At 70.0% G+C, this 14,725-nt stretch carries 13 protein-coding genes; 7 read left to right on the forward strand and 6 right to left on the reverse strand.

From position 1 onward, the window contains the following. Positions 1-8: 8 nt before the first annotated feature. Both FXF68_RS29255 and FXF68_RS29260 read right to left on the reverse strand, forming a co-directional pair. Positions 9-1,148 carry a sensor histidine kinase gene (locus tag FXF68_RS29255; RefSeq protein ID WP_148764721.1) on the reverse strand — a complete coding sequence of 380 codons (1,140 nt, stop codon included), beginning with the start codon at positions 1,146-1,148 and terminating at the stop codon, positions 9-11. Between the two features lie 293 nt (positions 1,149-1,441). Further along, entirely contained in the window at positions 1,442-3,532 is a 2,091-nt protein-coding gene (locus FXF68_RS29260; RefSeq protein ID WP_148764723.1) for a DNA gyrase/topoisomerase IV subunit B, read from the reverse strand. 212 nt (positions 3,533-3,744) lie between these two features. Here FXF68_RS29260 and FXF68_RS29265 point away from each other — a divergent pair, with 212 nt between their 5' ends. From FXF68_RS29265 to FXF68_RS44145, 3 genes are all read left to right on the forward strand, one after another. Next, positions 3,745-4,647, forward strand: coding sequence for an ABC transporter ATP-binding protein (locus tag FXF68_RS29265; RefSeq protein ID WP_148764725.1), 903 nt, complete (start codon positions 3,745-3,747; stop codon positions 4,645-4,647). Then, positions 4,644-5,711 (forward strand): ABC transporter permease, encoded by a 1,068-nt coding sequence (locus FXF68_RS29270; RefSeq protein ID WP_222870130.1) that lies wholly within the window; start codon positions 4,644-4,646, stop codon positions 5,709-5,711. The genes FXF68_RS29265 and FXF68_RS29270 overlap by 4 nt, the downstream gene beginning before the upstream one ends. Positions 5,712-5,845: 134 nt before the next feature. Further along, positions 5,846-6,076 carry a DUF7455 domain-containing protein gene (locus FXF68_RS44145; protein ID WP_148355490.1) on the forward strand — a complete coding sequence of 77 codons (231 nt, stop codon included), beginning with the start codon at positions 5,846-5,848 and terminating at the stop codon, positions 6,074-6,076. Positions 6,077-6,179: 103 nt separating this feature from the next. On the opposite strand, the gene FXF68_RS29280 is transcribed toward FXF68_RS44145, so the two are convergent. Next, on the reverse strand, positions 6,180-6,914 hold the full coding sequence (locus FXF68_RS29280) for a GNAT family N-acetyltransferase (protein ID WP_148764727.1): 735 nt from the start codon (positions 6,912-6,914) through the stop codon (positions 6,180-6,182). A gap of 23 nt (positions 6,915-6,937) precedes the next feature. On the opposite strand from FXF68_RS29280, the gene FXF68_RS29285 reads away from it, so the two are divergent. Further along, positions 6,938-7,693, forward strand: coding sequence for a YaaA family protein (locus FXF68_RS29285; protein WP_148764729.1), 756 nt, complete (start codon positions 6,938-6,940; stop codon positions 7,691-7,693). A gap of 62 nt (positions 7,694-7,755) precedes the next feature. Here the strand turns inward: FXF68_RS29285 and FXF68_RS29290 are convergent, their stop codons facing one another. The 3 genes from FXF68_RS29290 to FXF68_RS29300 all read right to left on the reverse strand — a co-directional run bounded on the left by FXF68_RS29290 (position 7,756) and on the right by FXF68_RS29300 (position 12,806). After that, on the reverse strand, positions 7,756-9,435 hold the full coding sequence (locus FXF68_RS29290) for an RNA polymerase sigma factor (RefSeq protein ID WP_148764731.1): 1,680 nt from the start codon (positions 9,433-9,435) through the stop codon (positions 7,756-7,758). A 254-nt stretch (positions 9,436-9,689) separates the two neighbouring features. Next, a complete protein-coding gene (locus FXF68_RS29295; RefSeq protein ID WP_425458624.1) occupies positions 9,690-11,798 on the reverse strand; it encodes a SpoIIE family protein phosphatase in 2,109 nt (702 codons plus the stop codon). A gap of 426 nt (positions 11,799-12,224) precedes the next feature. After that, a complete protein-coding gene (locus tag FXF68_RS29300) occupies positions 12,225-12,806 on the reverse strand; it encodes an HhH-GPD-type base excision DNA repair protein (RefSeq protein ID WP_148764735.1) in 582 nt (193 codons plus the stop codon). 94 nt (positions 12,807-12,900) lie between these two features. Between FXF68_RS29300 and FXF68_RS29305 the strand changes: the two genes are divergently transcribed. The 3 genes from FXF68_RS29305 to FXF68_RS29315 are packed head-to-tail and all read left to right on the forward strand — an operon-like array spanning position 12,901 to position 14,668. After that, positions 12,901-13,605 carry a molybdopterin-dependent oxidoreductase gene (locus FXF68_RS29305; protein WP_222870131.1) on the forward strand — a complete coding sequence of 235 codons (705 nt, stop codon included), beginning with the start codon at positions 12,901-12,903 and terminating at the stop codon, positions 13,603-13,605. Next, positions 13,589-14,359 (forward strand): cytochrome b/b6 domain-containing protein, encoded by a 771-nt coding sequence (locus FXF68_RS29310; protein ID WP_222870132.1) that lies wholly within the window; start codon positions 13,589-13,591, stop codon positions 14,357-14,359. The genes FXF68_RS29305 and FXF68_RS29310 overlap by 17 nt, the downstream gene beginning before the upstream one ends. Positions 14,360-14,419: 60 nt before the next feature. After that, complete coding sequence (locus FXF68_RS29315; protein WP_148764737.1) at positions 14,420-14,668, forward strand: hypothetical protein; 249 nt, start codon at positions 14,420-14,422, stop codon at positions 14,666-14,668. Positions 14,669-14,725: the final 57 nt, after the last annotated feature.

The following is a 14,725-nucleotide window of genomic DNA, read 5'->3' on the forward strand; positions in this document are numbered from 1 at the left end:
GTCTCCCGTCACACCGGCACCTTGAGGGACACCCGGAAGCCCTTGCCGTCGGGGCCCGTGATCAGCGTCCCGTCGATCAGCTCGGCGCGCTCGCGCATGCCGACCAGCCCGTAGCCGCCGCCGTCCAGTTCGATGACGGACTCCGTGGCGCCGCTGTCCGTCACTTCGAGTTCGACCCTGTCGCCGAGGTAGCGCAGGGCGACATGTGCGCGCGCGCCCGGAGCGTGTTTGCGGACGTTCGTCAGCGCCTCCTGCGCGGTCCGCACGACCGTGAGCCCGGCCTGCGCGGGCAGTTCGCGCGGGACGCCCGTCACCTCCACGTCGCACGGGCGGCCCGTGCTCGCGTAGAACTCCTCCGCGAGTTCGGCGATCGCCTCCTTGGGCTCCGGTATCTCGCCCCGCAGGGTGGCCAGCGCGCGCTTGGTCTCCTCCAGGCCGGAGCGGGCCAGGTTGCCCGCCCGCTCGACCCGGTCGAGGGCCTGGACGCGGTCGCCGTCCCGGGCCAGCAGCAGCCGAGCCCCCTCCAGGTGGACGATCTGCGCCGACAGCGAATGGGCGAGGATGTCGTGGATCTCCCGGGCGATGTGCGACCGCTCGGCGAGCACGGCGTTCGCGGCCTCCGCGCGCCTGGTCGCCTCCCGCGCGGCGGCGCCCTGGCTGCTCGCCACCGCGCCCAGCGTCACGCCCAGGAACGCGACCAGCAGCCCGAAGTCGGCGCCGCGGTCGCGGAACACCTCGCCGAGGGCGCCGAGCATCACGATGGTCAGGGCGCTCGTCGCGACGCCCCACGGCAGCGGAAGCCGGTTGAACAGCGCCCAGAGCGCGATCATCGGGACGATGAAGGAGCCGCCGAACTCGGGGTCGAGCCCGTAGAACGCCAGCGAGGTCACCAGGGCGGCGACCAGCAGGACGATCGACGCCGTGCGCCACCGGCCGTCCCTCCGGTGGTCCGCGCGGGCCCCGGCCGCCAGCAGAGTGATCATGACGACGTTGATGGCGACGACGCCGAGACCGAACCCGTGCAGCGCGGGCGGCTGCTCGGAGCGGACCAGCCCGCGCAGGTACGCGAACGCGCCCCAGGTCAGCAGGATCACCACGAGGACCCGCGAGATGGCCCGCTCCTTGGGCCTCGGGATGCCGCAGTTCACGGTACGACGCTAACCGCTGCGGGGCGGTGCGCCGTCCGTCCCCGGACGGGACGCCACCCGGCGGGGCCGTCCCGGCGGAGACGGACGATCACCGTGTGCCCTGTGCGCCCGTCCGCGCACCGCGGCACGGTGCGGGCGGGGCGCGTGCTGCCCAGCGCGTTCATGCGTCCGACGCTAGAGAACGCGGGCGGCGTGCGGATCGGCGCTCGGCTGGAGTTCGCCTTCTCCACCGCCGGGTGGACACGCCCGGACGAACGCCAGGACGGACGCCCGGGTGGACGCACGGCCGCCGGTCACACGTCGATGCGCTCGGTGTCCAGTTCGGACGCGCCCGCCGTGATGAACGCCCGCCGGGGCCCGACGTCGCTGCCCATCAGCAGGTCGAAGATCTTTGCGGCCTCGTCGGCGTCCTCGATGCGGATCCGGCGCAGGATGCGGTGCCGCGGGTCCATGGTGGTCTCCGCGAGCTGGTCGGCGTCCATCTCGCCGAGGCCCTTGTACCGCTGGACGGGCTCCTTCCAGCGCTGGCCCTTGCGCTCGAACTCGACCAGCTTGCGGGTCAGCTCGCCGTCGCTGTAGCAGTAGACGTACTTGTCCTGCCCCTTCTTGGGCTTGATCAGCTCGATGCGGTGCAGCGGCGGGACGGCGGTGTACACGCGCCCGGCCTCCAGCATGGGCCGCATGTAGCGGTACAGCAGGGTCAGCAGCAGGGTGCGGATGTGCGAGCCGTCGACGTCGGCGTCCGCCATCAGGATGATCCGGCCGTAGCGGGCCGAGTCGAGGTCGAAGGTGCGGCCCGAGCCGGCCCCGATCACCTGGATGATCGCGGCGCACTCGGCGTTCTTCAGCATGTCGGCGACGGACGCCTTCTGCACGTTGAGGATCTTGCCGCGGATCGGCAGCAGCGCCTGGAACTCGGAGTTGCGGGCGAGCTTCGCGGTGCCGAGCGCCGAGTCGCCCTCGACGATGAAGATCTCGCTGCGGTCGTCGGCGGTACGGCAGTCGACGAGCTTGGCCGGGAGGGCGGAGTTCTCCAGGGCGTTCTTGCGGCGCTGGTTGTCGCGCTGGGTGCGGGCCGCGATGCGGGTCTTGGCCGCGCCGACGACCTTCTCCAGCACGGCGCGCAGCTGCTGCTTCTGCCCGCGCGCCGGGTTCTCGAAGATCTCGCGCAGCTCGCGGGCGACGACCTGGGACACGATGCGGGTCGCCGCGGAGGTGCCGAGGACCTCCTTGGTCTGGCCCTCGAACTGCGGCTCGGGCAGCCGGACCGTGACGACCGCGGTGAGCCCTTCGAGGACGTCCTCCTTGATGACGTCCTCGTCGCCGTTCTTGAGCAGCCTGGTGGAGCGCAACTGCTCGTTCAGGACCTTGAGCACGGCGCGGTCGAAGCCCCGCACGTGGGTGCCGCCCTTGGGGGTGGCGATCACGTTGACGAACGACTTGGTGATGGTGTCGTAGCCGGTGCCCCAGCGCATCGCGATGTCGACCTCAAGGTCGCGCTCGACGTCCGTGGGGGTCAGGTGGCCCTGGTCGTCCAGTACGGGAACTGTCTCGGTGAAGTGACCCCGCCCCTGGAACCGCAGGACGTCGACGATGGGCTGGTCCTTGGCGAGGTAGGCGCAGAACTCGCTGATGCCGCCGTCGAACCGGAACGTCTCGTCGACGACCTCCTCGCCGCGCTCGTCGCGGACGTCGATCGTGAGGCCGGGGATGAGGAACGCGGTCTGCCGCATCCGGTCCAGCACGAGCGACTGGTCGATCGTGGCGTCCTTGAGGAAGATCTGCAGGTCGGGCCAGAACCGGACGCGGGTGCCGGTGACCTTCTTGGCGACCTTGCGGGTCTGGCGCAGCCCCGACTTCTTCTTGAACCTGGCGTTCGGCCGCCCCTCGTCGGCGAACTCGCCGGGCAGGCCGCGCCGGAAGCTGATCGCGTGGGTGTACCCGTCGCGGTCGACCTCGACGTCGAGCCGCGCGGACAGCGCGTTCACCACGGACGCGCCGACCCCGTGCAGCCCGCCGGACGCGGTGTAGGACACCCCGCCGAACTTGCCGCCCGCGTGCAGCCGGGTCATGACCAGCTCGACGCCCGGGAGGCCGGTCTTGGGCTCCAGGTCGACCGGGATGCCGCGGCCGTTGTCGGACACCTCGAAGGACCCGTCGGCGTGCATCGTCACGCCGATGTGGGTGCAGTATCCGGCGAGGGCCTCGTCGACGCAGTTGTCGACGATCTCCCACAGGCAGTGGGCGAGGCCCCGGCTGTCGGTCGACCCGACGTACATCCCGGGTCGCTTGCGCACGGCCTCCAGCCCCTCCAGCACCGAGAGGTGCCGGGCGGAGTAGCCGTGCGGGTCATCGGTGGTCGCTTCGGCGGTCGCGGCGGTCAACGTGCGTGCGCTCCTCGGGGGTGGGACGGTCGGCAGAAGGGTACCCCCGGCCACCGACAATCCTCCGAAAGGCTCGCCGCCGCGGACGTTCCGGCACGTCCGGCGCGGCGCACCCGGTCGACTCGCCAGGCTACCGCGCTCCGGCATCTAGACCCGAACGTCCACCTTTAGGTGGGTGTGCGGTGAGACGCGGCTTCCCTATCGTCCTCCGCATGGCTCAAACGATCGAGGTCACGGGCCTCCGCAAGCGTTACGGGGACGTCCGGGCCGTGGACGGGGTGACGTTCGGGGTCAAGGAGGGCGAGTTCTTCGGCATCCTCGGCCCGAACGGCGCGGGCAAGACCACGACCCTGGAGATCATCGAGGGGTTGCGGGAGGCCGACGAGGGGGACGTGTCCGTGCTGGGCCTGCCCCCATGGCCGCGGAACTCTAAGCTGCTCCCCCGGATCGGCGTCCAGTTGCAGGCGTCGTCCTTCTTCGAGCGGCTCACCGCGCGCGAACAACTGCGGACGTTCGGCTCCCTTTACGGCGTCGCCTCCAAGAAGGCGGACGCGATGCTCGACCTGGTGGGGCTCGGCGACAAGGCCGACGTCCGGGTGGAGAAGCTGTCGGGCGGGCAGGCGCAGCGCCTGTCCATAGCGTGCGCGCTCGTGCACGATCCGGAACTCGTGTTCCTGGACGAGCCGACCGCCGCACTGGACCCGCAGGCACGGCGCAACCTGTGGGACGTCCTACGGGAGATCAACACAGAGGGACGCACGATCGTCCTCACCACGCACTACATGGACGAGGCCGAGAGCCTCTGCGACCGCGTCGCCATCATGGACGCGGGCCGGATCCTCCAACTGGGCCCGCCCGCGACGCTGGTACGCGGCCTGGACGCGCCCGCGCGGATCAGCGTGGCCACCGGCGTCCTCGCGGTGGAGGACGCGCGGCTCCTGCCCGGCGCGGACGACGTCGCCGACGACGGCGTCTCGCTGATCATCACCACTCGCGACCCCTCCGCGGTCATCGCCGCGATGGCCGCCAAGGACGCCCTGGACGGCGTCCAGATCCACGGGGCGACGCTGGAGGACGTCTTCCTGGAGCTCACCGGACGGGAGTACAGGGCGTGAGCACGTTCGAGAGTTTCAAGAGCCTTTCCCGGGCCATGTTCCTGGGCTTCCGCAGGGACCGGACGGCGCTGTTCTTCACGGTGCTGTTCCCGCTCATGTTCCTGGTCGTGTTCGGGGGCATCTTCGGCCACCAGACCACGTCGAAGGTCAAGGTGCTGGAGGTCGGCCCGTCAGTCGTCCTGGACCAGGCCGTCGCCCATGGCGATCTGGCCAAGGTCATGAAGGTGACCAAGACGTCCGACCGTGCCGCCGCCCTGCGCAAGGTGGAGAAGGGCGACGCGGACGCCGTCATCGAGCAGCACGGACCGGAGCTCGTCGTCCACTACTCGGCCGCCGACCAGGTCAAGTCGGGGACCGTGCGCGGTCTGATGGACTCGCTCGTCCAGTCGGCCAACCTCGCCGCCACCGGCAAGCCGCCCGCCTACAAGGTGACCAACCAGCAGGTCGAGGACGACTCGCTCAAGGCCATCCAGTTCTTCACGCCCAGCCTCCTGGGGTGGGCCCTGGCGTCGGCGGGCGTCTTCGGCGCCTCCCAGACGCTGGTGACGTGGCGGACGAAGGGCATCCTGCGCCGACTCCAGCTCTCCCCCGCCCCGATCCCCACCGTGTTCGCCGCGCGTGTCGCGGTCAGCCTGGCCGTGGCGCTCGTGCAGTTCGCGCTCTTCGTCCTGGTGGCGCAATTGCCCATGTTCGGGTTGCAACTCGGGGGCTCGTGGTGGATGGCGATCCCGATGGTCCTGTCCGGGGTGCTGGCCTTCCTGGCGATCGGCATGCTGATCGGCGCATGGGCCAAGACACAAGAGACGGCCCAGGCGGTGACGCAGTTGGTCGTCCTGCCGATGGCCTTCCTGGGCGGATCGTTCTTCCCCCTGGACGACGCACCAACCTGGCTGAAGGGTCTGTCGTACATCTTCCCCCTGCGCTACCTGAACGAGGGGATGCTGAACGTGATGGGACGCGGCCTAGGGCCGATGTCCGCGCTGCCGCAAATCGGCGTTCTGCTGGGTGTCGCGGTGGTAGGGACCCTGATCGCCATGCGTTTGTTCCGTTGGGACGCCGCTTGAGGCGATGTAGCCCGCTGTGACGTCAGTCACTAATTGGGCCATTCTGCTGTGGGCGTACGAAGAACCAGGTTGGGAACGCCAGCGTCGGGTTAGATGTTGTCCTAAGTACCGACCCCGAGCATGAGGAAGGTGCCGTGACTGGAGCCCTTGCCCCAACCAAGCCGTTGTCCGTCGCAGACCGCTGCGACCGCTGCGGCGCCCAGGCCTACGTCCGTGCAGTCCTTGTAGGCGGCGGCGACCTTCTGTTCTGTGCCCACCACGGGCGCAAGTACGCAGAGGCTCTCCGCGCCAACGGGGCCGACATCCAGGACGAGACCGACCGACTCATCGAAACCCCGGCCTCCGCCCCGGTCGAGGAGCGGTAGTTCCCCATAGACAGGGCCCGATGAACGGCGGCCACCGGAAACGGTGGCCGCCGTTCGCATTCCCCGAGCCGGAACGCGATGACTTCGAAGAGTAATTCGAGAATCACTTATCGTGACTCGACGGGTCTTTCTTCACGCGATAGTGGTAGATTGCGGCCCGCTCGAAGCCCTCCGCCTCGTACATGGCGACCGCCGCGGCGTTCCGTTCGACGACGACCAGGTACGCGCGTTCGCATCCCTGCTCCCGTCCCCAGGCGAGGAGGGCCCGGAGTACGCGCCGTCCCAGGCCGCGCCTGCGCGCGTCGGGCGCGACGGCCATCGCGTACACGCCGAGCCACTCTCCCTGGGGGACGCCGCGTCCGACGGCGAGGCCGTCCAGGGACGCGTAGCCCGCCCGCACGCCGGTGAGGATCCGCTCCGCCATCGGGAGCTCGTGACCGTAGCGGCCGTCCACGGACCACCAGAGATCCAGCCATTCCCTGGACGGTGTGTCGGCGATCCGCACGCCGTCCCGTTCGGGAACGTCCGGTAGGGCGGCCACCATGGCGAGTGTCGGATCCACCAGTTCGTAACCGCGCGCCTCCAGGAACCCGTCGAGTTCCGCAGGCTTCGCCTGGGCGTCGATCGAGAACACGGTCGGCAGGCCCAGCTTCCCGTAGAAGCGCTCCGCCTGACCTACGGCGTGGCCCACGTCCCCTGGGTCGCCCAGGGGCAGGACGGAGTTGGCCCGCTTGGTGACACCTCCCGCATGCCGGAGCAGCCAGCCGCCCATATCCTTGGTCGACGGCGCGGGCCACGCCTCGGCGACCAGCCGTCCGACCTCTGGGAACCGCTCCATCAGCCACCGCTTTCGGGGGGATCGTGCACATCCTGCTGCCGCCGTCGGAGAAGAAGGCTAGCGACGGGGACGGTCCGCCCCTCGACCTGGGCTCGCTCAGCTTCCCCGGCCTGAATCCCATGCGCGAGCGCGTCCTGAAAGTTTTGATGCGGGCGAGCAAGCGGAAGAACGCGGCGGAGGTGCTCGCCCTCCCGCCCGGCCAGGCGGACGAGGCCCTGGCCCGCAACCTCGCCCTGCGGGAGGCGCCGACCCTGCCCGCCGCGCGGCTCTACACGGGCGTCCTCTACGACAACCTGAGGCTCGCCGACCTGGACGCCGACGCCGCCGCCGAGCAGATCATCGTCTTCTCGGGCCTGTGGGGCGCTCTGCGGCTCACGGACCGCGTCCCGCCCTACCGGCTCGCCATGGCGGTCTCGCTGCCCCCTGCCGGCCGTCTGGGGACGCTCTGGCGCCCGCCCATGCGCAAGGCCCTGCGCCTGCACGACGATCTGGACGACGACCTGGTCGTCGACATGCGCTCGGGGCCGTACGCGGCCGTGTGGAAGGCGCCCGGCCCGGCCGTGGCGGTGCGCGTGTTCCGGGAGCGGCTCGTCGGCGGCGTCCCCAAGCGGACCGTGGTCAGCCACATGGCCAAGGCGACCCGCGGGCAGATCGCGCACGACCTGCTGAAGGCGGGCGCCTCGCCCCGCACCCCGGAGGAGCTCCTCAAGACCGTCGCCGGGCTGGGGCACACCGCGGAGCTCAACGGCGCGAACCTGGACGTCGTCCTGCACGACTGACGGAGACCACGAAAACGAGGCAGGGCCCCTTCCGTGGAAGGGGCCCTGCGATCGCGTTCTGATCAGTCGAGGTAGTCGCGCAGCACCTGGGACCGCGACGGGTGACGCAGCTTCGACATCGTCTTGGACTCGATCTGCCGGATGCGCTCCCGGGTCACCCCGTACACCTTGCCGATCTCGTCCAGCGTCTTCGGCTGGCCGTCGGTGAGGCCGAACCGCATCGACACCACGCCCGCCTCGCGCTCGCTGAGCGTGTCCAGGACGGAGTGCAGCTGCTCCTGCAGCAGGGTGAAGCTGACCGCGTCCGCCGGGACGATGGCCTCGGAGTCCTCGATGAGGTCGCCGAACTCGCTGTCGCCGTCCTCGCCCAGCGGGGTGTGCAGCGAGATGGGCTCACGGCCGTACTTCTGGACCTCGACGACCTTCTCAGGCGTCATGTCGAGTTCCTTGGCCAGCTCCTCCGGGGTGGGCTCGCGGCCCAGGTCCTGGAGCATCTGGCGCTGCACGCGGGCCAGTTTGTTGATGACCTCGACCATGTGCACCGGGATGCGAATGGTGCGGGCCTGGTCGGCCATCGCGCGGGTGATCGCCTGCCGGATCCACCAGGTGGCGTACGTGGAGAACTTGTAGCCCTTGGTGTAGTCGAACTTCTCGACGGCGCGGATCAGACCGAGGTTGCCCTCCTGGATCAGGTCCAGGAACAGCATGCCGCGCCCCGTGTAGCGCTTGGCCAGCGACACCACCAGCCGGAGGTTGGCCTCCAGCAGGTGGTTCTTGGCGCGGCGGCCGTCCTCGGCGATCCACTCGAAGTCTTCGAGGTCCTCCTCGGACATGGCCGCCGCCGCGACGGCGAGGCGCTCCTCGGCGAACAGCCCGGCCTCGATCCGCTTGGCGAGCTCCACCTCCTGCTCGGCGTTGAGCAGGGGGACCTTGCCGATCTGCTTCAGGTAGTCCTTGACCGGGTCGGCGGTCGCGCCGGCGGCGGCGATCTGCTGCGCGGGCGCGTCCTCGTCGTCGTCGCCGAGGGTGAAGCCCTCCTCCTCGGACGGCGAACCGCCGGCCGGCTTGCCCGGCGCGGCCTCCTTCGCCGCGGGGGCGGGCGCGACCTCCTCTTCCTCGGTCTCAGAGGAGTCGTCCGTCTCGGCGGCGTCGTCCTCGACGAGCTCGACGTCGTCGAGATCAGCGAGGTCGGCGTCGAGATCGACGTCGACGTCGTCCTCGACCTCGGGGTCGTCGGCCGCCTTGGAGTCGGCGGCGGGCTTGGCCGGCGCCGGCTTGGCAGTGGTGGTGGGGGCCGCGCGCTTCTTCGCGGCGGCCTTCTTGGACTTGGCGCCCTTGGCGGGCGCGGCCTTCTTCGGCGCGGCGGGCTTGGCGGCGGCGGGACGCGGCTCGGCCACGACATCCTCGGCGGCCGCGTCGTCACCGACGACCGCGGTCACCGTGTCGGGCTGCTCCTTGGCCGCGGCGGCCGTCCTGGGCCTGCGCGCCGGCGGCGTCGCGCGCTTGCGCGAACGCTTAGGCGCCGCGGAGTCGGCAGCGCTCACCATGACGGTCACACCCTCCTTGCTGAGGCTCCGCAGAATGCTGGAGGCCGCAGACACGGGGATGTCGGCCTCCTCGAACGTACGTCGTACGTCGTCGGCTTCGAGGCGATTGCCCTGGGACCGTCCACGCTCGATCAGTTGCGCGATGACGTGATCGTGCAGATCTGACGCTTTCGAGGTCGAGCTAGCAGGCGACACAAATACCTCTCGAACGAACGTGTGGCTTGGCTGACCCAAGTGCCCTGACGGGCCCGGCCTCACACTGAGTGGGACCACACACGGAACGAACCTCCCGGTGCGGGACCGCAGCGTACCCGCTCTCTCTGGGTCAAGCATTCTGGCACTGCTGCGCATTCCGCCTTGGAGGTCCTACCCGGTAACTCTCCACCTTAGAGGGCGCGGGACGGTCCTTCGTACGTGCGACGCCGTTCTTCGGCCGTTGCCGGCGGGCGTCACCCGGACTTGGGCGGGACGTGCAGGGCAAGCACGGTCACATCGTCTACCTGCTCATACCCGGCAAGCATCCGATCGACCAGGAAGTCGACGAGTCTTTCGGGATCTCCTACCACTTCAGGTGGGGCGTCCGCGGCCACGGCGACAAGCTCCTCCAGCCCGGCGTCCACCCCACGCCTACGGTTCTCCACAAGTCCATCGGAATAGAACACCACAGTGTTGCCGGTCTCGATGGAAAAACTTGTCTGCTGCCGCTGGCTCGGCCAGCCGAGGGGAGTCCCGGGCTCGCGCGTGCTGACCCGCGCGGGCGTGTCCGGAGAGATCAGGAGGGGCGGCGGATGGCCCGCGTTGCTGAACTCGCCGTGGCCCGTCTCGGGGTCGATGACCGCGTAGGCGACGGTGGTGAACTGCTCTTCGTCCTCGGTCGCGCTGAACAGGCGGTCGAGGCCCGCGAGGACGGCGGCGGGACGCGGATCGTTGAGGGCCAGGGCGCGCAGGGCGTTGCGGACACGTCCCATTCCGGCCGCCGCCAGGACGCCCTTGCCCATGACGTCGCCGACGGCCACGGCGAGCCGGTCGTCGGGAAGCCGGAACACGTCGTACCAGTCGCCGCCCACCTGGACGTGGCGGGTGGCGGGGTTGTACCGGGCGGCGAGCACCATTCCGGGCAGCTGAGGGAGGTCGCTCGGAAGGAGGCTGCGCTGGAGCTCCTCCGCGGTCTTGTGCTCGCGTTCGAACAGGAGGGCTCGTTCGACGGCCAGGGCGCACTGCCCGGCGAGCGCCTCCAGGAAGACCCGCTCCTCCTCGGTGATCTCCCTAGGGCGGGTGAACGAGAAACGGAGCGCGCCTATGGGCGCACCCGCCGCGAGGAGCGGAAGACCCACCCAGGCACGTTCCTCCGTGTGCTGGGCGAACAGGTCGCGCTCTCCGTGCCCGAGTTGCAGGCGCAGGCTGTCAGGGTGCTCGGCCAGGAACGGACGGCTCTCGCGCACCGCCACCGACATCACGGTCTGGTCACTGACCTTGATCTCGTCGCGGGAGGCGAGCCCGGCCTCGCCCTCGGCGCCGGGCTGGCCGACGATGCTGAGGCGGAGCTTGTCGTCGTCGAGGAGCGCCACGGCGGAGTAGTCGGCGCCGATGGCGGACCGTCCGACCTCGGTGATGACCTGGACGACCTGGGACACGGTCAGCGCCTCGGCGAGCATCGAGGTGGCCTGCTGGAGGCGGGCCGTGCGCAGCGCCGCAGCGGAGAGCTGCTCCGTCAGCCGACCGCGCATCTCCTCGGCCTCGCGCTGCCCGGTGACGTCGGTGTTGGCGCCGACCCACTCGATGACGGCGTCGCCCTCCCAGATGGGCACCGCCCGCACGTCGAAGTGCCGGTAGGTGCCGCTCTTGGTGCGGACCCGGTAGTTGGTCTCGAAGACCCGGTTCTCGTCGACGCATTCGGTCCAGGCGGCCTCGATGCGGGGACGGTCCTCGGGGTGCACCACCGACAGCCAGCCGCCGACCGCGTAGTCGTCCGGCGTCTGGCCGGTGATCGCCCGCCACTCCGGCGCGTCGTCGATCACGCCGCCGCCGGGCGCCGCGACCCAGACCACCTGGGCGCTGGCCTCCACGAGCGAGCGGTAGCGCTGCTCCTTGCGGCGGATGACCTCCTCGGCCCTGCGCCGGTCGGTCACGTCCAGCGCGGTCAGGACGACGCCGAGGTGCTCGCCGTCGGCGCCCCTGGCGGGCAGCCAGGTGCAGGCGAGGATCCGCTCCTCGGTCGCCGTGGACACGCCCGGCGCGTCGGGCGACGCCGTGGGGACCGGCGGCGCGGGCGCGGCGGCCGGCGCGACGGGCCCGCCGGACGGGACGACGAGGTCGAGGTCGCTGAGCGGGCGGTCCTCGGCGATGACCTTGCGCAGGGCCGTCTCGAAGGCCGTCGCGAGCGCCTCCGGCAGCACCTCGCCGGGTCTGCGCTTCTGCAGGTCCCGGACGGACACGCCCAGTAGCGCCGCGAGGGCGTCGTTCGCCCTGCGGCAGCGCAGTTCGCGGTCGAAGAAGGCCAGCCCGGCGGGCGCCTCGGTCAGCAGGGTTGCGTACAGCGCGGCGTCGGACGCATCCATGGGCTGGCCCTCCACCCCTGAGACGCGAGGATGCGGAACGGACGTCTCGGTGCTCATGGACAACACCTCCGCCCCAGAGGGTCCCGTACCGCGCGGCAAGTTTTCATCACTATGAGTGAATGGGAGCAGGCTAGCGCTCCCGCCTCCATCACAACACCGGTCGGAGTCAGGTATTCATCATCCCGATGGTTCGCCGTGGACGGAAGCCCTGATGAACATCATCGTCACTTCGACACCAAGCGAACACGGTCGGATTCGGGCGCCGTCGCCCTGGACACGGGGAGGCGGTCCGCGAGGACGGCGAGTAGGAGATGTTACGGCGATCGGGCGTCACAGGGCGTCAACTCGGCGGGTTCGGCGCGTCCGCGCACGCGAGGACGCATGTGCGGGCACGATCGCGAACGCACCGGGCCTGGCCGAGTACGGCTAGCGGGCGTTCTTGGCCGCGGACTTCATCTCCTGTTTGAAGGCGCGGACCTTCGCGAGCGACTCGGGCCCGGTGATGTCGGCGACGGAACGGTGAGAGCCTTGCTCCCCGTAGGCGCCCGCGGCCTCACGCCAGCCGTCGGGCTGGATGCCGTACTGCTTGCCCAGGAGGGCGACGAAGATCTGTGCCTTCTGCTTGCCGTACCCGGGGAGGCCGTTGAGGCGCTTGAACAGCTCTTTACCGCTGTCGACGCCCTTCCACACCCGCTCTGCGTCCCCGTCGTAGTTCTCCACGAGGTACTGGCACAGTTGCTGCACCCTTTTGGCCATGGAACCGGGGTACCGGTGGACGGCGGGCTTCTCCGACAGGAGCGCCGCGAACCGCTCGGGGTCGTAGGCGGCGATCTCGTGCGCGTCCAGGTCGTCGGAGCCGAGCCGCTGGGCGATGGTGTAGGGCCCGGTGAACGCCCACTCCATCGGGACCTGCTGGTCGAGCAGCATGCCCACCAGCGCGGCCAGCGGGCTGCGTCCGAGCAGCTCATCGGCCTCGGGACGCTGGGCGAGTTGTACCTTCGTGGCCATGCGCCCAGCTTAGAGCCGGTCCCGGATCTGTCAGAAGTCTTACGGGAGCCCCCGGAACCTGGCGCGCCCAGCGCGGCGGTGCTCGAATGGGGACGTGAACGAGGACGAACGGGCGGAAGGCAGCCCCGTCGGACGGCGGGTCGTACTCGGGATGCTCGGCCTCGGCGTCGCGGGGGTCGCCGTGGGGGCATCGCTCCAGGACAAAGTGAGCCGCGCGCTGGCGCCGGCGGGGTCGATCGGGGACGTCCTCCCGGCGGCGGGCGGTTTTCGCTACTACTCGGTCACGGGGAGTGTGAAGCGGCACGGTGTCGCCACCCACCGCGTGACCGTTAGTGGCCTTGTCGACAAGCCTCGGTCTTTCGGAATGGCCGATCTGGCGGGGTTCCCCCAGACGGTGCTCGACAAAGATTTCCAGTGCGTGACGGGCTGGCGCGTCCCGGACGTCCGCTGGGTGGGTGTCGCCCTGCCCGACCTCCTGGACGCGGTCGGAGTGTCGCCCCAGGCCCGTGCGGTGCGGTTCACGTCGTTCGACGGCGTCTACACCGAGTCGCTGACGTTGAGCCAGGCGCGTAGGCGCGACGTCCTCGTGGCGACGCAGATGGACGGCAAGCCGGTCACGCACGATCACGGCGGGCCGACCCGCCTCTACGTGGCGCCCATGTACGGCTACAAGTCGCTGAAATGGCTCGGCGGGATCGAGCTGACGGATCGCGTGAAGCCCGGCTACTGGGAGAACCTCGGATACGACGTGGACGCCTGGGTGGGACGGTCGAACGGGCGTGATGATGCACCAACATGACGTTGCGCCGCCCGCGCGGACGTGGTTGCTGCGGTTCACCCGCGCCGAACGTGCGATCCACCACGTGACCGGCTCGCTGATGCTGATCTGCATGGCGACCGCCGCCTGCCTGTACCTCCCGGCACTGTCGACGGTGGTGGGTCATCGGGAGATGCTCAAGACCGTCCATGTCTGGTGTGGGTTCGCGTTGCCGGTTCCGATCGTCCTTGGTCTGGTTTCTCGGGCGTTCAGGGCCGACCTCCGCCGGTTGAACAGATTCGCTCCGCACGATTGGGAGTGGCTCAGGCGCCGCGACCGCAGGGCCGTCCGGAGTGGACGCGGAGTCCTGCCCGTGGGCAAGTTCAACGCGGGCCAGAAACTGAACGCGGCCTTCGTCGCGGGCGCGATCCTGCTGATGCTCGGCACCGGCGAGATCATGACGTTCCCCGATCCTTGGAGCGACCGGTGGCGGACGGGTTCGACGTTCGTCCACGACTGGCTCTTCCTCGTCATCGTGGCGGTGACCGCAGGGCACCTTTGGGAGGCGTTCCGGGACCGGGGTGCGCTCCAGGGAATGCTCACCGGGCGCGTCGATCCCGACTGGGCCGCCCGGCACCACGCGGGCTGGGCGGACTCCTGGCAGCGGTCGCACGACACCGTCCGCACCTCACCGGACGGGGAGAACCCCCAGGTCAATGATGTGGACGCGGATATGGACAAGTCCTCCGCCGAAGATGACCCAGAATTTGCGAAACGTCGGCCCGGAACGTATTGACTCTCCCCGCAAACGCGCTGGAATGGGACATCGGAACCCCGTGCGCGGAGGTGTGCGCTCATGCATGCACTGGCCGATCACCGCAGCGTGACCCGTGAGGCGCTCGCGCGACGGCTCTGCGACGAGTTCGCGACCTTCACGTCGGACACGGTGCATCGATGCGTGGCCGACGTGCAGGCGTGCATGACCCATCTGGGTCTTGAGGCCACTCCCGCGAGGGTGGAGCGGATGGCCCGGGAGCATCTCACCGGGATACTGAAGTCCGAGCCGCCGTCCGGCCGGAGCCCCGCGAGCGGCGTGGACGGCTGAGCGGGCGGAGCGACCGCCCGGCGGCCCCCTGTCTTCGGACGTGTCCTGGACATCGCA

Source organism: Actinomadura decatromicini, from assembly GCF_008121305.1.
GTDB classification, from domain to species: domain Bacteria; phylum Actinomycetota; class Actinomycetes; order Streptosporangiales; family Streptosporangiaceae; genus Spirillospora; species Spirillospora syzygii.

Excerpts from the sequence above, each read along its gene's own strand:
- FXF68_RS29265 (WP_148764725.1), top strand. The coding sequence starts at position 3,745 with ATGGCTCAAACGATCGAGGTCACGGGCCTCCGCAAGCGTTACGGGGAC.
- FXF68_RS29280 (WP_148764727.1), bottom strand. The coding sequence starts at position 6,914 with ATGGAGCGGTTCCCAGAGGTCGGACGGCTGGTCGCCGAGGCGTGGCCC.
- FXF68_RS29295 (WP_425458624.1), bottom strand. The coding sequence starts at position 11,798 with ATGGATGCGTCCGACGCCGCGCTGTACGCAACCCTGCTGACCGAGGCG.
- FXF68_RS29300 (WP_148764735.1), bottom strand. The coding sequence starts at position 12,806 with ATGGCCACGAAGGTACAACTCGCCCAGCGTCCCGAGGCCGATGAGCTG.
- FXF68_RS29310 (WP_222870132.1), top strand. The coding sequence starts at position 13,589 with ATGATGCACCAACATGACGTTGCGCCGCCCGCGCGGACGTGGTTGCTG.
- FXF68_RS29315 (WP_148764737.1), top strand. The coding sequence starts at position 14,420 with ATGCATGCACTGGCCGATCACCGCAGCGTGACCCGTGAGGCGCTCGCG.